A 20,612-nucleotide genomic window follows, 5' to 3' on the forward strand; every position below is an offset into this window, starting at 1 on the left:
CTTTAACATAATTATTTTAACAACTATTTTATAGTTTACCCAAACTACTTAAATAATATACATAAACAAATGAATATAGGTGACTATATCACAAGCGGGATACTACAAGATTATTGCCTTGGGGTGCTTACCGTTGAGGAAGAAAAAAAAGTAGAAACCATGTGTAATAATTATCCGGCGGTTGCCAATGAACTTCTCTTGTTGCGACAATCGCTTGAAAAATATGCTGACAATGAAAGTATTTGGCGGCGGGATGAATTACGAATCAAAATCTGGCAAGCCGTAAAAAAAATATGGGAAGAAAAGTCTTAGAACTAGATAAATAATTAGCTGTTGTATAGTAATCTTTGTCAAAGTTTCAAACTTTGACAAAGATGTTAAAAAAAGATACTATTAAAATGAAAACACCATTTTGTTCCCTTTATAAATAATTTAGTTACACTTTCCCTAAAGTATACAATTGTTCCATTGTTGGCGATTTACTTCCGCCAGCAGGTTCTAATGTTATGCCAAAAGCTTCCGCACCACTAGTTTTATCTACAGCAAAGATTTTGCTTTCATTCGCTTGAAAATTAGATAAAAGTCCGATACTTGTTGGTGTTAATTGCGGTTGCAGTTTCAAAGACCAAATTTGGTATACTTTTCCTTCTGGTGGCTTTGGCAATCCGCTGGCATCTACATAAACCACTTGGGTTTGTTTGTTCCAGTAGATTTTTGCTTTAGCAGTTGGAGCTGCAGCTTGTCCACCAAGTGAAACAACTGTATTGGTTTCATCTCTAACAACGCCCAAAATAGTTTGTGTTTCTTTATTTTTTAATTCTAAATCAACCACAGATTCTTCTAGTTTTGATTTCTGAACTTCAATAGTTTTGATTTGGTTTTTAGTAACATTTAATTTAGAATATTGAAAACCAATACCAACTAATAATGCTACAGAAGCAGCCCAACCTATATATTGAGATTTATTATTTTTTGGTTTCATTTTAATTACTTTACGCTTTTTTAAGCCTAAATTGTATTTAATTTTCTCATACACGTCCGAAGAAATAATTGGCGAAAAGCTACTCGATAACGCTAGAACACTGTGCTCAATCGAGATGATTTCTTTTTTTATATCCTTATCTTTTATAGATAATTCGGCAATTTGATTTGTCTCACTTTCGTTTAAGATGCCAAAAACATAAAGCTCCAAATCTCCTGAATTTAATAGTTCTGTTGTACTCATTATACTTTTAAATAAGTTCTTAAATCATTAATACACGTTCTGTTTTGTGTTTTGACAGTGCCAAGCGGAATTTCGAGTTCCTCCGAAGCTTCTTGCTGTGTAAATCCCTGAAAGAATAATAATTCTATCAATTGAATACATTTTGGTTTTAGCTTAGCTACAAATTCTCGCATCCCAATAGTATCAATCCTATTGATTAATTTGTTACTGTCATCAAGCAGATGTACGAAATTATCAGCCGATAGGTTTTGTTTGCTATTGTTAAATCCTTTAGAACGTAATTTATCTATGGATGTATTTCTAGCTATATTAAGCATCCAGGTGTATAATCTTCCTTTGCTCTCATTATAGGTTTCAATGTTTTTCCAGATTTTTACAAATACCTCTTGTAAAACATCTTCGGCATCTTCGGTTTCTTTTAACAGATTTGAAATTACCGAAAATAAACTTTTCGAATACATATCATATAATATAGTAAAGGCTCGTTCATCCTTCTTTAGGATCAACGGAATTAATTCTTCTTGCGACATTTTGTTTTGTTTTTGTTGTTATATATGAACATATACGAAGTAAAATAATTATTGGTTTTATAAATGTAATTTTTTTTTAAAATAAAATAACGTTTAAATTAAATTTATTTTAACCATATGAAATTCAACATTTTAAAAAATAGTTTTCATTTTTAAAATCCAAACAAAATCTATTTTCGTATATCCTTTTTTAACTCATTTAAATTTAAAACAATGAAAAAAACAAAACTTTATGTAGGTCTGTCGTTAGTAGCGATTTCAGGTCTGGTTTTTATGGCAGCGGATCACGCAGATGCTCCAGCTGTAACAGGTAATGCCAATGACATTACGGATGTCTATGCTTTTCAAGGGCAAGATACTAACAACATGGTGTTTGTAGTAAACACGCAAGGTTTACTTTCTCCAAGTGCAACCGCTACGGCAGCATTTAGTGAAAACGTAATGACCGAAATCAACATTGACAACAATGGTGATAATGTAGAAGACTTGGTTATCCAAGCTATTAGAAAAGGGGATAGCATGTACTTTTTTGGACCAGTTGCTCCAGGAACAACAGGTGTTACAAGTACCGTTAAAACAAATGCTGAAGCGGGTAAAGTAAAAATTTCTACTTACGGAAACGCACCAATTACTGCAACACAAAACGGAATGAAATTTTTTGCCGGACCAAGAGATGATCCTTTCTTTTTTGATTTAGGACAATTCAAACACATTCTTGCCGGTGAAGCTTCAAGTTTCAATAATCCGGGTACAGATACTTTTGCCAGAACAAATGTGCTTTCTACCATTATTGAATTGCCAAAATCAATGTTGGGTTCTTCTTCTACAATTAATATTTGGGCAGAAACAAAACAAAAACAATAAGTAAAACATAGTAAAATAGAAAAAAATGAAAACAAGTAAATTTAAAATAATAGCATTGTCACTTATCGGAGTTACATCAATGCTTGTAAGTTGTAGTAACGATGATAATTCATCTCCTAGTTTTGCTGGAAGTTATGTACAACAAGATCAAATGGCACGTCCGGCAATAAACACCGTTTTTATTGCACCGGGAGCAACCAAAGATGCATTTAATGCTGCCATTCCTTCAACAATGGGTGCTGCGTATCAAAGTGTTTTTCAATCCAGATTATTGGCTTTAAATGCTGGTTATACAACCAATGCCTTAGGTCAAACAGCAGCTCAATTAACAGGTCTGTTAGCTACAGATGTACTAAACGTTAGTAAAGTGGCACCAACAACTTTCTTTGATGGTACAAACGTATTAACAGGAAGAGCTTTAGCAGATGACGTTATAGATGTAGAATTATTGTTAATTTTTGGTGGCCCAACAGGTGCTTCAAACCCAGGATTAACTTCAGATCATGTTAATGCAAATGATAAAGCATTTTCTACTTCATTTCCTTATTTAGCTTCGGCTTGGTAAAATTATTGCAATCAGAGCGCAAACTAATTGCGCTCTGATTTATAAAACAACAAAACAAAAACAACAAAACATGAAAACAATAGCAATTTTAGTATTTACAGCTTTCCTTATGATAAGTTGCACTTCCAAATCAAATAAAATTATCGCTCAAAAAGATTACGATAAATACATGGAAATTAAAGACAACAAATCAAAAGATTTTGCTCAAAACGAAATCAATTTTTGGCAAGCTAAATACGATAAAGCACCTAATCAAACCAGTTATTTAAGTCAATTAGCCTCTAATTATTCCAAACTATTTGAAAATACAGGAGATGTAAAATACTTATACAAAGTAGAAGCATTATTGCTACAAGTTAATAAGGAATACAAATATACCGCTGTTGGTCCGATACGTTCTTTAGGAAGAAATTATATTTCACAGCACCGTTTTAGAGAAGCATTAGTATTAGCAAACAAAGCCTTAGCTATCGGTGAAGGTATGAAAGAAACGCAAAAATTGCTTTTTGATGTGAACATGGAATTAGGAAATTATGCTGAAGCTGAGAAAAACCTAAAATACCTAACTAATAAAACTGATTTTGATTATTTAATTCGTGTTTCTAAATGGAACGATCATTTAGGCGATTTGAAAACAGCTATTACTTTTATGGAAAAAGCAAAAGAAATTGCGGTTATAAATGATAACAAATCTTTAAAAATTTGGACGTTTTCTAACTTGGGAGATTTGAATGGTCACGATGGAAATATTCAAAAGTCGTATGATTATTATTTAAAAACCTTAGCTATAGAACCAAACAATAGTTATGCACTTAAAGGAATTGCATGGATTGCTTTTTCAAATGAAAAAGATACCAAAGAGGCAACACGAATAATAGACAACATTTCTAAAAGACACCATACACCCGATTTTTATTTGCTAAAAGCTCAAATCGCAGAATATGAAAATAATCAGGCTTTAAAAAGTAAAAACCTATCGGAATATTTTAACATGCTAAACACCATCAATTATGGTGCGATGTATAACAAATACAATACGTTGATTTATGCTGATGATAAAAACACGGCAGCTAAAGCATTAGAAATTGCCAAAATTGAAATTGACCATCGCCCAACTCCGGATTCCTATGATTTATTGGCTTGGTCTTATTATAATTTGGGCGACAGCAAGAAAGCATTAGAAATAGAGCAAAAATATGTAGTCGGAAAATCGTTTGAGCCTAAACTAAACTACCATCTTGCAACCATCTATAAAGCCAATAATATGATGGCTAAAGTTGCCCCAATAAAAAAAGAATTATTAAAAAGCACTTTTGAATTAGGTCCTACTTTGGAGAAAAAAATCACTAATCTATAATGAAAAATTCATATACACTTCTTATGTTACTTTTCTTTGCCTTTGCTCAAAGTCAAATACAAAAAGGAGTTGTTACAGATTCTATCGGCAATCCAATTGACAATGCTTATATTATCAATACCAATTCTCAAAGTCATGCGCATACCAATGAGTTCGGAGCTTTTAGTATCGATAAAACAAGCAAAGGCGATCTGTTAAAAGTTTCCGCTTTAGGATTCAAAAAGACAGATTATAAATTCGAAAGCAATGAATTCACCATTATATTAGAAGAAGATATTTACAAGTTAGATCAAGTGGTTATTCAACCAAAAATGAATGCCATGAATGTGATTTCTAAAATAGATTTACAAACAACTCCCGTAAATTCTTCACAAGAAATATTGCGAAAAGTACCAGGTTTATTTATTGGACAACATGCTGGTGGAGGCAAAGCAGAGCAGATTTTTCTGAGAGGTTTCGACATCGATCACGGAACAGATATTGCTGTTTCAGTTGACGGAATGCCAGTAAACATGGTTTCGCATGCGCATGGTCAAGGCTATGCCGATTTGCATTTTGTCATTCCAGAAACCGTCGATAAAATTGATTTCGGAAAAGGAACTTATTATGCCAACAAAGGTGACTTTGCTACAGCTGGCTATGTAACATTTCAAACCAAAGAACGGGTTGATAAAAGTGCTATAAGTGTTGAAGCCGGACAATTTAATACGTTGAGAACTGTTGGTGTTTTTAATCTTTTAGAGAAAAATAAAATGCAAAATGCCTACTTGGCTACCGAATATATTTTAACTGATGGTCCATTCGATGCGCCACAAGATTTTTCAAGACTGAATTTATTTGGAAAATATACAAGCGTGATGGCTGATAATAGTAAGTTAACCGTAATTGCTTCCAGGTTTACCAGTAAATGGAATGCTTCCGGGCAAATTCCACAAAGACTTGTAGATAGTGGAGCCATATCCAGATTTGGCGCAGTTGATGCTACCGAAGGCGGAAATACAGCAAGAACTAATGTTAATGTCGCGGTCACAAAACCACTTAATGAAAACACTTTTGTAAAGTCAAATGCCTATTATTCTAACTATAATTTTGAACTCTATTCTAATTTTACTTTCTTTTTAGAAGATCCAATTAATGGCGATCAAATTCGTCAAAAAGAAAGTCGAGATATTTATGGTTTGAATACTGAATTTAATAAAAAATATGCAAATTCCTTGTGCCAAGTAGGTTTTGGTTTTAGAGCCGATGCTACAAAAAACACCGAGCTATCACATACAGTAGGAAGATATACGACCTTGCAAACCTTGAAACTAGGTGATATCGATCAAACAAATATATTTTCCTATATCAATGTTGAATATACTTTTGGGAAATTAAAGATAAATCCAGCTATTCGATTTGATTATTTCAAGTTCAATTACCAAGATAAATTGGCACCAACTTTTGTAACCCAAAGTCAGGATAAAGTAAAGTTTTCCCCAAAACTTAATTTTATTTACTCGGCTAACAACAATTTGCAACTGTATTTAAAATCGGGATTTGGATTTCACTCGAACGATACCAGAGTTGTGGTGGCGCAAACTGGAGAAAAGATTTTGCCAACCGCCATTGGAACTGATTTAGGTGCTATTTTCAAGCCATTTCCAAAATTGGTTATCAACACCGCTTTGTGGTATTTGTATTTAGAGCAAGAGTTTGTATATGTTGGTGATGCCGGAATTGTAGAACCAAGCGGTAAAACTAAAAGAATGGGATTTGATTTGGGATTGCGTTATCAATTGACTGATTGGTTGTTCTTTGATACCGATGTTAACTATACACATGCTCGAAGTATTGATGAACCTTCTGGACAAGATTACATTCCGTTAGCTCCAGATTTTACTTCTACAGGAGGAATTAGCATCAATAAGTTAAAAGGTTTTTCAGGCGGAATTCGATACCGGTATTTAAAAAGTCGCCCTGCCAATGAAGATAATTCTATCGTAGCTAAAGGCTATATGGTTTCTGATGTCAATATCAATTATGAGTTTAAAAACTTCACTTTTGGAGTAGCCGTTGAGAATATTTTCAACACAAAATGGAATGAAACCCAGTTTGCCACCGAGTCGCGCTTGCAAAATGAAACCCAAAGTGTAGACGAAATTCACTTTACACCAGGAACACCATTTTTTATGAAAGGAAAAATAACCTACAGGTTTTAAATGTAATTTTTGTTTGTAATAGAAAATGGTTAAAAGTTTTCTATTACGTTTTGTTGGAGAGCCTGACGACTAGTTTTCGGGCTCTTTTACAAACAGTACATTTTTTATTTGATAGTATAGTTTTAAGGGAAAAATCTGCTATGGGATTATTTCGGTTTTTTGTTTTGTGGATAGAAACTGGTTTTCTGTCATGTTTTGTTAGGAGCTCAGTAATTAACATAGTTACTGGGCTCTTTTTTTATAAATTTTAGGAATTGTATAACAGTAACTCCTGAAATTATGTTTAATTTTGACAAAAATAAATTATGAAAAAGATAGTACTATTCGTAACGGCTTTAACCTTATTTAGTTGCCAAAATCAGGCACAAAACAGCAAGAAAACAATGGAAACACAAGCACCTGTAAAAGCAGAAACAATTTATCAATTTAAAGTAAAAGATTTATACGGTAAAGAATTTGACTTTGCCTCATTAAAAGGAAAGAAAATATTAATAGTGAATACAGCCTCAGAATGTGGACTAACGCCTCAATACAAAGATTTGGAATCTATTTACAAAAAGTATAAAGATCTTAATTTTGTTATAGTTGGTTTTCCAGCCAATAATTTTGGTTCGCAAGAGCCAGGAAGCAATGAACAAATTGCTAAATTCTGCGAATTGAATTATGGTGTGACTTTCCCAATGATGAGTAAAATTTCTGTAAAAGGAAGTGACATGGACAAAGTCTATAAGTTCTTAACACAAAAAAGCAAAAACGGTTTACAGGACAGCGAAGTTGAATGGAATTTTCAAAAATATTTAATCAACGAACAAGGCGAATTAGTAAAAGTGTTATCGCCAAGAGTATTACCAACAGATGCTGCAATAGTAGGTTGGATTAATGGGAAATAATAACTAAAAATTGTTTAAATGATAACCTTAAGTTATTCTTATGATAAATAGCCTGATGAATTTCATCAGGTTTTTTGTTTTGATTTTATCGACTAACGTCACTTGTGGTGTGGTTTGAAGAGTTTTTTTTCCTTTAAACGATTTTAAGATAATAACTAAATTATTCTCATTAAGTTTGAATAGAATTTCAAATACCACACACTTCCACAGATGAATAATATATTTAACACCGTATACAGACAAGATTACTTACAAGGCTTTTCTAATGGGTTAAATCCCTATTTGAAAGTTGATGAAAATCAAAATGAAGCTTATCTTTTTGGGTTTAATCAAGGTAGATTAGACTATGAACGAATAAATGGTAAAATTGAATATGGCATTCCAAAATTAATTGTCACTAACAAAGTTTTAGAAGATTTTCTTTTGGCCGGAATGCTTGGAATCAGCATAAATGATGATGGTTACACCGCTTTTCAAATTGATGTTATTTCTAAATGGTATCAAAGCGGAATTGAAAAATATAATCCTTATCAAAGCAGTTACCTGTTAGGAATTTTGGAAGAAAACGGGATTGAGATCATCTAGCTTATTCCAATAGCAACTGCATAATTACAGAGTGCAACCATCGCTCAAACTTATAACCGCTTTCTTTAATAATTCCCACTGTAGCAAATCCGAATTGCTTGTGAAAAGCAACACTATTTTGGTTTTCAGAGTCAATAACCGCAATCATAGTATGCAATTTTTGCTTTTTAGCTAAAGCAATTAAGCTTTGCATAATTAATCTTCCAATACCTTTTCCGTGTTCGTTAGGCATCACATACACAGAATGTTCTACAGTAAATTTATACGCTTCCCTAAAACGAAATTCACTGTAATAGCCAAAACCAACTACGCGTTCCTCTATTGTTGCGACTATTATTGGAAATCCTTTAGCTAATTTTTCTTCAAAAAGGGCTTGTTGCTGTTCCAATGTTCGCAAATCATAATCATACAATGCCGTTGAATTGGCAATATAATAATTCAGAATGGCCACAATGGTTTCCGCATCTTGACTTTGATATGGCCTGATTTTAATTTCCATAGGGTAAAAATAAGAAAACAATTTTCGTTTTGAAAAGGTTTTTTCCACCTTTGTTCGGGTGTTGTTCGCAAATTAAGCCCTTTTTGCGAACAAAACCAGAACATGACCCGAACAACACCCGAATAACGGTATCAAAATGATGGGTTTGATGTGTCACTAAAGGTCACTAAGAGTCAGTAGGTGTCAAAGCACATCATTAAGTGTTATAAGCATTGTTTAAATTCTTTCCGCTATAGTTCTGATAAGAAAACTTTTTTGTGTTGGAAAAGAGATACAATTTGTATCTTTGTTCCCATTAAAATGCACCCATGATTTACCCAAAAATACCTCTAGCGCAAAGCATTATAGAAATATGCCATGCCAAAGGAGTTTATGATATTATAATTTCCCCGGGTTCCAGAAATGCACCGCTGACAATTGGCTTTACCAACAACTCAAAGTTTAACTGCTATAGTATTGCAGATGAACGCTGTGCCGCTTTTTTTGCGTTAGGTATTGCACAACAAACCAACAAACCGGTTGCGGTAGTTTGTACTTCGGGTTCGGCTTTACTGAATTATTATCCGGCTTTGGCCGAAGCTTTTTACAGTCAGATTCCGTTTATTGTTATTTCGGCAGACAGACCTTTTGATAAAATTGATATTGGTGATGGACAAACCATTCGTCAGGAAAATGTTTTTATAAATCATTCACTATACAATGCTAATTTAACCGAAGAAGCTTCTGAAGAAAACGATGTTTTTATCAATGAGGCTATCAATGTGGCCATTGCCCGTAAAGGTCCGGTGCACATTAATGTTCCTTTTGAAGAACCATTATATGAAATTACTAATAAACTTTCGGTTGATTTTAACGTAACGGGTTTAAATATTATTCATCAATCGGTGAATGTTGACGATATTATTGCCTTTACAACTTTATGGAATCATACCTCAAAAATTTTAATCTTAGTTGGCGAATGCAAACCTAATGCTGTCGATCAGGAATGGTTAGAAAAATTAGCTTCATTGCCATCTGTGGTCGTAATGACTGAAACAACTTCGAACTTGCATCATCCAAGTTTTATCAACAATATAGATACGCTTATCACACCGTTTTCTAATGCTGATTTTTTGATGTTACAGCCTCGAATACTTATTACGTTTGGTGGAATGATAGTTTCTAAACGAGTGAAAGCTTTCTTGAGAAAATACAAACCAAGGCATCATTGGCATATTGATAAACATCGGGCTTATGATACATTCGGAATTTTAACCAAGCATTTCCATGTTAGTCCAAATCAGTTTTTCTCTCAGTTTCTACCTTTCATAAAACCTATTAGAAGTGATTATAAAGCAACTTTTCAAACTATTCACAAGCAACGAAAAGTAAAACATGACGAGTATCTTTCTAAAGTTTCTTTTTGTGATTTAAAAGCATTTGAAAAGATTTTATCAAGTTTGCCAAAGGATATTCAATTGCAAATTAGTAACAGTTCAGCCATTCGCTATGCACAATTATTTGACATTGATAAATCGATAGAAGTGTTTTGCAACAGAGGAACAAGTGGGATTGACGGTAGTACTTCAACCGCTATTGGAGCAGCCGTTGGAAGCAAAAAACCAACCGTTTTAATTACTGGAGATATTGGATTTCTATATGATAGTAATGCACTTTGGAACAATTACATTCCAAAGAATTTCAAAATTATTTTGATAAATAATGGCGGCGGTGGTATTTTTAGAATATTACCTGGACATGAAGAAACCGAAACCTTCAACACTTATTTTGAAACTTCACATTGTTTAACGGCGGAACATTTAGCCAAAATGTACCAGTTAGATTATCTTACGGCAAGTGATGGTAATTCGTTGAAAAAAGGCTTGGCAAAGCTTTATGAGCAAAATGAGAAACCAATGATTCTTGAAGTTTTTACTCCAACTCGCGAGAATGACAAACTATTGTTGAACTATTTTAAAGCTTTGGTATAAATTTATATCTTTACTAAAACACCGATTTGTGAGCAACACCAATAAACTTAAAATATTCAACGACCCAATTTATGGTTTTATTACCATTCCGAATACGTTAATTTATGATTTAATTCAGCATCCTTATTTTCAGCGCCTTCGACGTATAACTCAGATGGGATTGTCTTATTTGGTTTATCCCGGTGCGCATCACACTCGTTTTCATCACGCCATTGGCGCTATGCATTTGATGCAAAAAGCAGTGGAAGTATTGCGTTTCAAAGAAGTTTCCATTTCCAAAGAAGAAGAGAATGCCTTATATATTGCGATACTTTTGCACGATATTGGGCATGGACCGTTTTCACATACGTTGGAACACAGCATTGTGGAAGTGAATCATGAAGAAATTTCACTATTGTTCATGAACAAACTTAACGAAGAGTTTGACGGACAATTAAGTTTAGCAATCCAGATTTTTAAAGGCGAGTATCATAGAAAATTCATGTTACAATTGATATCAAGTCAACTGGATATGGACAGAATGGATTATTTGAAACGCGATAGTTTTTATTCGGGTGTAGCCGAAGGAAATATCAATTCGGACCGGCTGATTCAGATGCTGAACGTGGCAGATGATTTTTTAGTTATGGAAGAAAAAGGAATCTATTCTATAGAAAAATTCCTGATGGCAAGACGATTGATGTATTGGCAGGCCTATTTGCATAAAACGAGTTTGGTGGCTGAACTGACTTTGACCAATGCCTTGAAAAGAGCTAAAGAGTTGCTTCATAAAAAGGTTCACATTGAATGCAGTGAGCCATTAAAGCATTTTATGGAGCATAAAATTACACTCGGAAATTTTTCCAATACTAATTTAGATAACTTTGCGCAACTTGATGATTTTGATATCATTAGTGCTTTAAAAAATTGGCAGCATCACGATGATTTTATTCTGAGTAGTCTGAGTAAAATGATCATCAACAGAGACTTGCCAAAAATAAAACTCAACAGTGAAAAGTTTCCGAAAGAAGTATTAGCCGAAATGATTATTGGTTTTGCTAATGACAATAATATAACGACACAGGAAGCCAACTATTTTATCTTTAAAGGAAAGATTAAAAACCAAGCGTATAGCAAAGACGCGGAACCCATCAGAATTTTGAAGAAAGACAAAACGATTGAAGATGTGGTTGAGGCTTCTGACCAATTGAATTTAAAAGCATTGTCAAAACCGGTTACTAAGTATTTTATATGTTTTCCAAAACTACTTGATGAAAACTACCATTAAAATTGATTTTTTTATACTTTTGTGATGATGAAACAAACTCCAAATACTTTATTTCTATTAACGGGCATTTGTCTTGTGTGTTCCTTCTTATTCCTAAAAAAAGTAAATTAGCATAAGATGAAATTTACAGCAGCTCAAATAGCAGAGATACTTGAAGGCGAAGTGATAGGTAACCCTGATGCTAAAGTCTTTAAATTAGCCAAGATAGAAGAAGGCACTGAAGGTTCGCTAACGTTTTTAGCCAACCCAAAATATGCTAATTTCATATATACTACGCAAGCTACTATTACCATTGTTAATGCTGATTTTGTTGCTGAAAATGAGTTGACTACAACTTTGATAAAAGTAGAAGACGCTTACCAATCCTTTTCAAAATTATTAGAATATTACAACCAAGTGAAGCTTATGAAATCAGGCATCGAACAGCCTTCAGTGATTTCAGAGAATGTGACTTATGGCGAACAACTTTATTTGGGAAGCTTTAGTTATATTGGAAAAAATGTAACAATTGGCAGCAACGTAAAAATATATCCAAATTGTTTTATCGGAGATAATGTAAGTATTGGTGATAATTGTATCTTTTTTGCAGGCGTTAAAATATACTCTGAAACAGTAATTGGAAACAATTGCAACTTTCATTCAGGAAGTGTAGTAGGTTCAGATGGTTTTGGTTTTGCACCAACAGAAGAGGGAACATTTAATAAAATTCCACAAATTGGTAATGTAATCATCGAAGACAATGTTGAAATAGGAGCAAACACAACTATCGACAGAGCTACACTAGGGACAACGTTAATCCGAAAAGGAGTAAAATTGGACAATCATATTCAAGTTGCTCATAATGTTGAAATAGGTGAGAATACAGTAATCGCAGCACAAACCGGTATTGCAGGTTCGACTAAAATTGGCAGCAATTGTATGATTGGCGGTCAGGTAGGTATTGCGGGACATATTACAATTGGAAATAATGTTCGTATTCAAGCGCAATCTGGTGTTGGGAAAAATATAAATGATGGCGAAGTGTTACAAGGCAGTCCCTCTTTTGGCTATGCAGACTATAGTAAATCGTATGTTCATTTTAGAAATTTGCCTAAGATTGTTGCCGATATTGAAGAATTAAAAAAGAATAATAATACTAATTAAATAGCTTACCATGGTTAAACAAAAGACCATCCAGAACGAAATTTCTCTTACTGGTGTTGGACTACATACTGGAAAAGAAGTAAAAATGACTTTCAAACCTGCTCCCATAAACAATGGTTATACCTTCGTTAGAGTAGATCTTGAAGGTTCACCAGTTATAGAAGCCGATGCCAATTATGTAGTAAATACACAACGTGGTACCAACCTTGAAAAATTAGGCGTTAAAATCCAAACTTCAGAGCATGTATTGGCAGCTTTTGTAGGTTGCGATGTTGATAATGTTATTATAGAGTTAAACGAGTCTGAGCCGCCAATCATGGATGGTTCTTCAAAGTTTTTTGTTGAAGCTATCGAGAAAGTTGGTGTTGTTGAACAAGAGGCAGAACGCCATTATTATATTGTGAAAGAAGTAATTTCTTTTATGGACGAAGCAACAGGCAGTGAAATTCTACTGATGCCATCTGAAGACTACCAAGTGACAGCAATGGTTGATTTTGGCACTAAAGTTTTAGGTACGCAAAACGCTACTATGAAAAACATTTCAGAATTTAAATCTGAAATTGCTGATGCCAGAACGTTTAGCTTTCTGCACGAATTGGAAACGCTTTTAGATAATGGACTAATAAAAGGTGGCGATTTGAACAATGCTATTGTTTATGTTGACAAAGAAATTTCACCAAAAACCATTGAAAACCTTAAAGTCGCTTTTGGTAAAGATTCTATTTCGGTTAAACCCAATGGTATTTTAGATAACCTAACGTTACATTATCCAAATGAAGCAGCACGTCATAAACTGCTTGATGTGGTTGGTGATTTAGCTTTGGTCGGTACACGAATCAAAGGAAAAGTGATTGCCAATAAACCTGGTCATTATGTAAACACTCAGTTTGCTAAGAAATTGTCTAAGATTATCAAAATAGAACAACGCAATCAAGTTCCGGTATTTGATTTGAATTTGGAACCTTTAATGGATATTCATAAAATCATGAGTATCTTGCCTCATCGTCCTCCTTTTTTGTTTATTGACAGAATTATTGAAATGTCAGAAAGCCATGTAGTAGGGATGAAAAATGTCACAATGAACGAAGGTTTCTTTGTTGGGCATTTTCCGGAAGCTCCAGTAATGCCGGGTGTTATTATTGTGGAAGCGATGGCTCAAACCGGAGGAATATTGGTTTTGAGCACCGTTCCTGATCCGGAAAACTACTTGACCTTTTTCATGAAAATTGATAATGTGAAATTCAAACATAAAGTATTGCCAGGTGATACTTTGATATTTAAATGTGATTTAATTACTCCAATTAGAAGAGGAATTTGCCACATGCAAGCTAAAGCCTACGCTAATGGAAAATTAGTTGCAGAAGCAGAATTAATGGCACAAATCGCAAAAAAACAATAAACTATGAACCAACCTTTAGCATACGTACATCCGGGAGCAAAAATTGCGAAAAATGTAGTGATTGAACCTTTCACAACCATCCATAACAATGTAGTCATTGGTGATGGAACTTGGATTGGTTCCAATGTAACCATCATGGAAGGCGCACGAATTGGTAAAAATTGTAACATTTTTCCAGGCGCTGTAATTTCAGCCGTTCCACAAGATTTGAAATTTGGTGGAGAAGAATCACTTGCTGTAATTGGGGATAACGTAACTATTAGAGAGTGTGTTACAATTAATCGTGGCACTATAGCTTCGGGACAAACCAAGATTGGAAATAACTGTCTTATCATGGCAACAGCTCATATTGCTCACGATTGTCATATTGGAGATAATGCTATTATAGTAAACGGCGTTGCTTTGGCTGGACACGTTATCGTTGGTAATTTCGCTATCATTGGAGGATTAGCAGCTATTCACCAGTTTATCCAAATAGGTGATCACGCTATGATTTCGGGAGGTTCGTTAGTTCGTAAAGATGTACCACCTTATACCAAAGCGGCAAAAGAACCACTTTCTTATGTTGGAATTAATTCGGTTGGATTAAGACGAAGAGGGTTTACATCGGAAAAAATTAGAGAAATTCAAGATATATATAGAATCTTGTACCAAAAAAACTATAACACCTCACAAGCTGTTGGCATTATAGAAGCTGAAATGTCGGCCTCACCAGAGCGAGATGAAATTCTGGATTTTATCAGAAACTCATCAAGAGGTATTATGAAAGGCTATTCGGGAACTTAATAGAAAGAGCAAAGAAAAATAGAAATTAAATAAAATAAAACCAAAATGGCATCTACATCAGATATTAGAAACGGATTATGCATCAAGTTCAATCACGATATTTATAAAATTATTGAATTCCTTCACGTTAAACCCGGAAAAGGTCCGGCTTTCGTTAGAACTAAATTGAGAAGTTTAACTAACGGAAAAGTCCTCGACAACACCTTTTCGGCTGGACATAAAATTGATGAAGTGCGAGTAGAAACACAAAACTTTCAGTTTTTATATGCCGAAGGAGATCAATTTCACTTTATGAATACGGAAACATACGAACAAATCACTTTGGATAAAAAAGTGCTGGATGCTCCTGACTTGTTAAAAGAAGGAACAGTCGTAATGGTTCAAATCAACACTGAAACCGAATTACCACTTTCTGTTGATATGCCAGCTTCTATTGTTTTAGAAGTTACTTATGCTGAGCCAGGTGTAAAAGGAAACACAGCAACCAATGCTACAAAACCGGCGAAAGTAGAAACCGGAGCTTCAGTAAACGTTCCTTTGTTTATTAATGAAGGTGATAAAATCAAAATTGATACGGCTACAGGTTCTTATATGGAAAGAGTAAAGGAGTAATGATTTGAAGATTAACCGATTTGAAGATTTGAAAATTGTTTCATCTTCGAATTAACACATTTTCAAATTTTCAAATTAAATAAATGAAGTTTCCTAAAACACATACACTCAAAGAAATCGCCTCCATTATCGGATGCCACTATGTTGGTGCTGATGATTTTCCGGTTGAAGGCATGAACGAAATTCATGTGGTTACGCCAGGCGATATTGTTTTTGTTGACCATCCAAAATACTACGACAAAGCATTGCAATCGGCAGCAACTATTGTTTTAATAAACAAAGAAGTTGATTGTCCGGAAGGAAAAGCATTGCTAATTTCGGATGATCCTTTTAGAGATTTTAATACGTTGACCAAACATTTTCGTCCTTTTGTAGTTTCAAATGATAGCATTTCAAATGCAGCTTCAATCGGAGAAGGAACAGTTATTCAACCCAATTGTTTTATCGGTAATAATGTTAGTATTGGTAAAAACTGTTTGCTTCACGCCAGTGTAATTGTGTATGACAACACAGTAATTGGCGATAACGTGATTATACATTCGGGAACCATACTTGGAGCTGATGCTTTTTATTATAAAAAACGTCAGGAAGGTTTTGATCAATTATTTTCTTGTGGAAGAGTTGTGATTGAAGATAACGTTGGAATAGGAGCGTTGTGCACTATTGATAAAGGCGTTACCGGAGACACTACCATTGGTGCCGGAACAAAAATTGACAATCAGGTGCATGTGGGTCACGATACTGTTATCGGCAAAAAATGCTTAATTGCGGCACAAACCGGAATTGCAGGTTGTGTTATCATTGAAGATGAAGTTACTTTGTGGGGACAAGTCGGAACCACCAGTGGAATAACCATAGGTGCCAAAGCAGTTGTTTTGGGACAAACAGGTGTGAGCAAATCTATTGAAGGTGGAAAGACATATTCAGGAACGCCAATTGATGAAGCGAGAGAAAAGATGAAACAGTTTGCTAACCTCAAGAAAATACCAGAAATTTTAAATAAAATAAAGTAAACCATGACTGCTAAAAAAATCGTTCAAGATTTTTATAAATCCGATGTGCTTTTAGATTCAGAAAAAGTAAATAGTTTTTTGCATCCTGATGTAGTATTAGAATGGCATAGTAGCCAGGGATATCATAAATTAAAACACGATCAGATTATTGATTTAAGCAAAGAATTCAGCAAAGCTTATATTCGATCTAAGTCAAGAATAAGTCATATTTTAGTAAAAGGAAATATGGTTTCGGTTCGGTATGCCCATTATGTAAAAACTATTGAAAACCCTAGAGAAGAAATGTTTTTGGCTCACTTCATGGTGATTTGGGAATTGAAAGACAATAAATTGTATCGCGGTTTTCAGATGAGTCAACTATAGTAATTTTGCAAAAAAACTAATAGCTAATTACTAATTACTAATTACTATTTTCTACTTTTACACCACTTAAAATAATCACAATAAACAAACACAAACATGAGCGTTTTAGTTAATAAAGATTCAAAAATAATAGTTCAGGGATTTACAGGAAGTGAAGGAACTTTTCATGCTTCACAAATGATTGAATATGGTACCAATGTTGTTGGTGGCGTTACACCAGGAAAAGGAGGGACAACGCACTTAGACCGTCCGGTATTCAATACAGTAAAAGATGCTGTTGAAAAAGCCGGTGCTGATACTTCTATTATTTTTGTTCCGCCTGCTTTTGCTGCTGATGCTATTATGGAAGCTGCTGATGCCGGTATCAAAGTAATTATTGCAATTACTGAAGGTATTCCGGTTGCCGATATGATTAAAGCATACGAATATATCAAAGAAAGAGATTGTACATTAATTGGTCCAAACTGTCCCGGAATTATAACTCCGGAAGAAGCTAAAGTAGGTATTATGCCTGGTTTTGTATTCAAAAAAGGAACAGTTGGAATTGTTTCTAAATCAGGAACGTTGACTTATGAAGCGGCAGATCAAGTAGTAAAACAAGGCATGGGAATTACAACAGCTATCGGAATAGGTGGTGACCCAATTATTGGAACAACTACTAAAGAAGCGGTTGAGTTATTAATGAACGACCCAGAAACCAAATGTATCGTAATGATAGGTGAAATAGGTGGTCAATTAGAAGCCGATGCTGCCAAATGGATTAAAGCTGATGGTAACCGTAAACCGGTTGTTGGGTTTATCGCAGGAGAAACCGCTCCAAAAGGAAGAACCATGGGACACGCCGGAGCCATCGTTGGTGGTGCCGATGATACCGCAGAAGCTAAGAAACGCATCATGAGAGAATGTGGTATTCACGTAGTAGATTCTCCTGCTGAGATTGGTAAAAAAGTAAAGGAAGTGATGGGATAATCATCATTATCAATATATAAATTTAAAGCTTCACATTTGTGAGGCTTTTTTTATCATAATATTTTATATATTTGATTATCAATTATTCATATTATGAAAAAGCTGTACTCACTTTTATTTTTTGCGATAAGCATTTTTACTAATGCTCAAATAATAGATTTTCCGGATGCCAATTTTAAAACAAAATTGTTAGAAGCGAGTGCAAGCAATCAAATTGCCATTGATTTAGCCGGGAATTATAATAAAATAGATATCAATGATAATGGTGAAATTGAGCAAAGCGAAGCATTGCAGGTGCTCGTGTTAAATGTTAGCAACACTTCCATAACCAATCTAAGCGGTATTAATTACTTTGTGAACTTAGGAACACTTTATTGTGCTAATAATCCATTAACCAGTTTAGATCTAACAAGCCTTGTAAACCTCACGGGTTTAAATTGTGCAAATGATTTGCTGACGACATTAAATGTAAGTGGTTTAACCAATTTATGGGAATTATACTGCTTTAACAATCAGTTGACATCGCTGAATTTAAATGGCTTTAGCAATCTTCACCTGTTATATTGCAGTTCAAATCTACTTCAAGATTTGCAGGTTAACGATTTGGTTAATCTTAATATATTGCAATGTCAAAATAATCAGCTGCCGTCCTTGAATCTAAGTGGGCTTGTTAACATAAATTCATTAATCTGTTTCAACAATCAACTCACTACTATAAATTTAAGTGGCTTAGTTTCGCTTCGAGATTTTATGTGTTCACAAAATCTTCTACCGGAAATTAATTTAAATGATTCACCGCACCTAAGAACAATGTATTGCAATGACAATCAATTGATATCATTATTTGTTAAAACCGGAAGTCCTAATATAGATTTGGATATTAGATTTAATAATAATCCGGGTATACAATTTATATGTACAGATGATGCGTTAGTAGAGAGTTTTCAATATTTCTGTACATTATACGGCTATACAAATTGTGCCGTAAGTTCTTATTGTTCTTTTGTTCCGGGAGGAGATTATTATATTATTGAAGGAAATTCAAAATTTGACGAAACCAATAATGGATGTGATAGTACTGATTTAAATATGTCATATTTAAAATTTACGATTAGTGATGGTATAGAAACAGGTACATTAATAGCAAACGAAACTGGAAATTACAGTATACCGGTTTCTTCAGGAACACATACAATAACTCCAGTTTTGGAAAATCCGACATATTTTACAGTTTCTCCAGCAGTTTCGAATGTTACTTTCCCGACTTCAGTCACCCCTTTTGTTCAAGATTTTTGTTTATCAGCAAACGGAATCCACAATGATTTAGAAATTACATTACTTCCAACTAGTGCAGCTCGTCCAGGTTTTGATGCCACTTATAAAATCATTTATAAAAATAAAGGCACTTCGGCGCAAAGCGGAACGGTTTCGCTTGATTATTATAATCCGATAGAAGATTTTATTGCTGCCAATCCTAGCGTTACCAATGAATCAAGTGGTTTCTTTAACACTTTAAATTGGAACTTTAGTAATTTGCTGCCTTTTGAAAGCCGAGAAATAACGGTTACTTTTAATTTGAATTCTCCGCTGGAAACTCCGCCATTGAACTCAGGTAATCTTATAGATTATAATGCTAGGATTGTCGGAGCAACTGATGAAACCCAAACAGATAACGTATCAAGTATAACCCAAACAATTGTCAACTCTTTTGATCCAAATGATAAAACCTGTACAGAAGGATATAGCCTACCGCTTTATAAGTTGGGCGATTATCTGCATTATATTATTCGTTTTGAAAATACGGGTACTGCTATTGCAGAAAACATAGTTGTTAGTGATGTAATAGATACAACAAAATTTGATATTAACACACTAATTCCAATAGGCGGACGTCACTCTTTTGAAACCAGAATCTTATCAACCAACAAAGTAGAGTTTATTTTTCAGCATATTAATCTCCCTTTTGACGATGCTAACAATGATGGATTTGTAGCTTTTAAAATAAAAACATTGCCAACACTAACCGATGGTCAGATTATAGATAATTCGGCAAATATTTACTTTGATTACAATGTCCCGATTCTGACAAATACTTATAGCGTGAATGTATTTAATCCTTTGTCCAATCCTGACTTTGTGTTCAGCAACGTGTATAACTTGTCTCCGGTTCCTGCGAAGAACAACTTGACTATTACAACTAAACAAAATGTAATGATTAGTTCAGTAAGTATTTACAATACACTTGGGCAATTGGTGCAGGTAAATACAAATCCAAATGAAACCATTGATGTTTCAGGTTTGAAAACGGGAAACTATTTTATCAAGATTGTAAGTGATAAAGTAACGGCGAGTAGTAAGTTTGTTAAAGAATAAA

Annotated in this window: 20 protein-coding genes; 17 read left to right on the forward strand and 3 right to left on the reverse strand. The window is 34.1% G+C overall.

From position 1 onward, the window contains the following. Window positions 1-69 precede the first annotated feature (69 nt). Window positions 70-312: a hypothetical protein gene (locus QWY90_RS06950; protein ID WP_290285150.1), complete on the forward strand. Its 243-nt coding sequence runs from the start codon at window positions 70-72 to the stop codon at window positions 310-312. Between the two features lie 124 nt (window positions 313-436). Here QWY90_RS06950 and QWY90_RS06955 read toward each other — a convergent pair whose 3' ends face one another. Further along, entirely contained in the window at window positions 437-1,225 is a 789-nt protein-coding gene (locus QWY90_RS06955; protein ID WP_290285151.1) for an anti-sigma factor, read from the reverse strand. Continuing rightward, window positions 1,225-1,755, reverse strand: a complete 531-nt coding sequence (locus QWY90_RS06960) for an RNA polymerase sigma factor (RefSeq protein ID WP_290285152.1) — start codon at window positions 1,753-1,755, stop codon at window positions 1,225-1,227. The genes QWY90_RS06955 and QWY90_RS06960 overlap by 1 nt, the downstream gene beginning before the upstream one ends. A 213-nt stretch (window positions 1,756-1,968) precedes the next feature. Between QWY90_RS06960 and QWY90_RS06965 the strand changes: the two genes are divergently transcribed. The 6 genes from QWY90_RS06965 (at window position 1,969) to QWY90_RS06990 (ending at window position 8,217) form a co-directional block, all read left to right on the forward strand. Next, window positions 1,969-2,619 (forward strand): DUF4331 family protein, encoded by a 651-nt coding sequence (locus QWY90_RS06965; protein WP_290285153.1) that lies wholly within the window; start codon window positions 1,969-1,971, stop codon window positions 2,617-2,619. A 25-nt stretch (window positions 2,620-2,644) separates the two neighbouring features. Next, window positions 2,645-3,184: a DUF4331 family protein gene (locus QWY90_RS06970; protein WP_290285154.1), complete on the forward strand. Its 540-nt coding sequence runs from the start codon at window positions 2,645-2,647 to the stop codon at window positions 3,182-3,184. Window positions 3,185-3,254: 70 nt separating this feature from the next. Beyond that, a complete protein-coding gene (locus QWY90_RS06975; protein ID WP_290285155.1) occupies window positions 3,255-4,541 on the forward strand; it encodes a tetratricopeptide repeat protein in 1,287 nt (428 codons plus the stop codon). Then, window positions 4,541-6,742 (forward strand): TonB-dependent receptor, encoded by a 2,202-nt coding sequence (locus tag QWY90_RS06980; RefSeq protein WP_290285156.1) that lies wholly within the window; start codon window positions 4,541-4,543, stop codon window positions 6,740-6,742. The genes QWY90_RS06975 and QWY90_RS06980 overlap by 1 nt, the downstream gene beginning before the upstream one ends. Before the next feature lie 305 nt (window positions 6,743-7,047). Then, complete coding sequence (locus QWY90_RS06985) at window positions 7,048-7,632, forward strand: glutathione peroxidase (RefSeq protein WP_290285157.1); 585 nt, start codon at window positions 7,048-7,050, stop codon at window positions 7,630-7,632. A 210-nt stretch (window positions 7,633-7,842) separates the two neighbouring features. Then, window positions 7,843-8,217 carry a hypothetical protein gene (locus tag QWY90_RS06990; RefSeq protein WP_290285158.1) on the forward strand — a complete coding sequence of 125 codons (375 nt, stop codon included), beginning with the start codon at window positions 7,843-7,845 and terminating at the stop codon, window positions 8,215-8,217. Between the two features lies 1 nt (window position 8,218). On the opposite strand, the gene QWY90_RS06995 is transcribed toward QWY90_RS06990, so the two are convergent. Further along, window positions 8,219-8,716, reverse strand: coding sequence for a GNAT family N-acetyltransferase (locus QWY90_RS06995; protein WP_290285159.1), 498 nt, complete (start codon window positions 8,714-8,716; stop codon window positions 8,219-8,221). A gap of 308 nt (window positions 8,717-9,024) precedes the next feature. Here QWY90_RS06995 and menD point away from each other — a divergent pair, with 308 nt between their 5' ends. The 10 genes from menD to QWY90_RS07045 all read left to right on the forward strand — a co-directional run bounded on the left by menD (window position 9,025) and on the right by QWY90_RS07045 (window position 20,611). Next, window positions 9,025-10,686, forward strand: coding sequence for a 2-succinyl-5-enolpyruvyl-6-hydroxy-3-cyclohexene-1-carboxylic-acid synthase (menD, locus tag QWY90_RS07000; RefSeq protein WP_290285160.1), 1,662 nt, complete (start codon window positions 9,025-9,027; stop codon window positions 10,684-10,686). A 28-nt stretch (window positions 10,687-10,714) separates the two neighbouring features. Next, window positions 10,715-11,953: an HD domain-containing protein gene (locus QWY90_RS07005; RefSeq protein ID WP_290285161.1), complete on the forward strand. Its 1,239-nt coding sequence runs from the start codon at window positions 10,715-10,717 to the stop codon at window positions 11,951-11,953. Between the two features lie 117 nt (window positions 11,954-12,070). Beyond that, window positions 12,071-13,096 (forward strand): UDP-3-O-(3-hydroxymyristoyl)glucosamine N-acyltransferase, encoded by a 1,026-nt coding sequence (gene lpxD / locus QWY90_RS07010; RefSeq protein WP_290285162.1) that lies wholly within the window; start codon window positions 12,071-12,073, stop codon window positions 13,094-13,096. Window positions 13,097-13,106: 10 nt separating this feature from the next. After that, the gene (locus tag QWY90_RS07015; RefSeq protein ID WP_290285163.1) at window positions 13,107-14,495 is read left to right on the forward strand and encodes a bifunctional UDP-3-O-[3-hydroxymyristoyl] N-acetylglucosamine deacetylase/3-hydroxyacyl-ACP dehydratase; all 1,389 of its coding nucleotides are present in this window, start codon (window positions 13,107-13,109) and stop codon (window positions 14,493-14,495) included. Window positions 14,496-14,498: 3 nt separating this feature from the next. Beyond that, complete coding sequence (gene lpxA, locus QWY90_RS07020; RefSeq protein ID WP_290285164.1) at window positions 14,499-15,281, forward strand: acyl-ACP--UDP-N-acetylglucosamine O-acyltransferase; 783 nt, start codon at window positions 14,499-14,501, stop codon at window positions 15,279-15,281. Between the two features lie 45 nt (window positions 15,282-15,326). Then, window positions 15,327-15,893, forward strand: a complete 567-nt coding sequence (gene efp, locus QWY90_RS07025) for an elongation factor P (protein ID WP_290285165.1) — start codon at window positions 15,327-15,329, stop codon at window positions 15,891-15,893. Window positions 15,894-15,976: 83 nt separating this feature from the next. Beyond that, window positions 15,977-16,906: a UDP-3-O-(3-hydroxymyristoyl)glucosamine N-acyltransferase gene (locus QWY90_RS07030; RefSeq protein ID WP_290285166.1), complete on the forward strand. Its 930-nt coding sequence runs from the start codon at window positions 15,977-15,979 to the stop codon at window positions 16,904-16,906. Between the two features lie 3 nt (window positions 16,907-16,909). Continuing rightward, a complete protein-coding gene (locus QWY90_RS07035) occupies window positions 16,910-17,269 on the forward strand; it encodes a nuclear transport factor 2 family protein (RefSeq protein ID WP_290285167.1) in 360 nt (119 codons plus the stop codon). Window positions 17,270-17,365: 96 nt separating this feature from the next. Next, complete coding sequence (sucD, locus tag QWY90_RS07040) at window positions 17,366-18,238, forward strand: succinate--CoA ligase subunit alpha (RefSeq protein ID WP_290285168.1); 873 nt, start codon at window positions 17,366-17,368, stop codon at window positions 18,236-18,238. A 93-nt stretch (window positions 18,239-18,331) separates the two neighbouring features. Beyond that, complete coding sequence (locus QWY90_RS07045; RefSeq protein ID WP_290285169.1) at window positions 18,332-20,611, forward strand: DUF7619 domain-containing protein; 2,280 nt, start codon at window positions 18,332-18,334, stop codon at window positions 20,609-20,611. Window position 20,612: the final 1 nt, after the last annotated feature.

It is taken from the genome of Flavobacterium paronense, assembly GCF_030409795.1.
Lineage (GTDB): Bacteria > Bacteroidota > Bacteroidia > Flavobacteriales > Flavobacteriaceae > Flavobacterium > Flavobacterium paronense.

Bases quoted from the DNA above. Each gene is read 5' to 3' on its own strand.
- efp (WP_290285165.1), top strand. From the start codon at position 15,327: ATGGCATCTACATCAGATATTAGAAACGGATTATGCATCAAGTTCAAT.
- QWY90_RS06985 (WP_290285157.1), top strand. From the start codon at position 7,048: ATGAAAAAGATAGTACTATTCGTAACGGCTTTAACCTTATTTAGTTGC.
- QWY90_RS07045 (WP_290285169.1), top strand. From the start codon at position 18,332: ATGAAAAAGCTGTACTCACTTTTATTTTTTGCGATAAGCATTTTTACT.
- lpxA (WP_290285164.1), top strand. From the start codon at position 14,499: ATGAACCAACCTTTAGCATACGTACATCCGGGAGCAAAAATTGCGAAA.
- QWY90_RS06975 (WP_290285155.1), top strand. From the start codon at position 3,255: ATGAAAACAATAGCAATTTTAGTATTTACAGCTTTCCTTATGATAAGT.
- menD (WP_290285160.1), top strand. From the start codon at position 9,025: ATGATTTACCCAAAAATACCTCTAGCGCAAAGCATTATAGAAATATGC.
- QWY90_RS06990 (WP_290285158.1), top strand. From the start codon at position 7,843: ATGAATAATATATTTAACACCGTATACAGACAAGATTACTTACAAGGC.
- QWY90_RS07015 (WP_290285163.1), top strand. From the start codon at position 13,107: ATGGTTAAACAAAAGACCATCCAGAACGAAATTTCTCTTACTGGTGTT.
- QWY90_RS06950 (WP_290285150.1), top strand. From the start codon at position 70: ATGAATATAGGTGACTATATCACAAGCGGGATACTACAAGATTATTGC.
- sucD (WP_290285168.1), top strand. From the start codon at position 17,366: ATGAGCGTTTTAGTTAATAAAGATTCAAAAATAATAGTTCAGGGATTT.
- QWY90_RS06965 (WP_290285153.1), top strand. From the start codon at position 1,969: ATGAAAAAAACAAAACTTTATGTAGGTCTGTCGTTAGTAGCGATTTCA.
- QWY90_RS06960 (WP_290285152.1), bottom strand. From the start codon at position 1,755: ATGTCGCAAGAAGAATTAATTCCGTTGATCCTAAAGAAGGATGAACGA.
- QWY90_RS07035 (WP_290285167.1), top strand. From the start codon at position 16,910: ATGACTGCTAAAAAAATCGTTCAAGATTTTTATAAATCCGATGTGCTT.
- QWY90_RS06995 (WP_290285159.1), bottom strand. From the start codon at position 8,716: ATGGAAATTAAAATCAGGCCATATCAAAGTCAAGATGCGGAAACCATT.
- QWY90_RS06980 (WP_290285156.1), top strand. From the start codon at position 4,541: ATGAAAAATTCATATACACTTCTTATGTTACTTTTCTTTGCCTTTGCT.
- QWY90_RS06970 (WP_290285154.1), top strand. From the start codon at position 2,645: ATGAAAACAAGTAAATTTAAAATAATAGCATTGTCACTTATCGGAGTT.
- QWY90_RS06955 (WP_290285151.1), bottom strand. From the start codon at position 1,225: ATGAGTACAACAGAACTATTAAATTCAGGAGATTTGGAGCTTTATGTT.
- lpxD (WP_290285162.1), top strand. From the start codon at position 12,071: ATGAAATTTACAGCAGCTCAAATAGCAGAGATACTTGAAGGCGAAGTG.
- QWY90_RS07030 (WP_290285166.1), top strand. From the start codon at position 15,977: ATGAAGTTTCCTAAAACACATACACTCAAAGAAATCGCCTCCATTATC.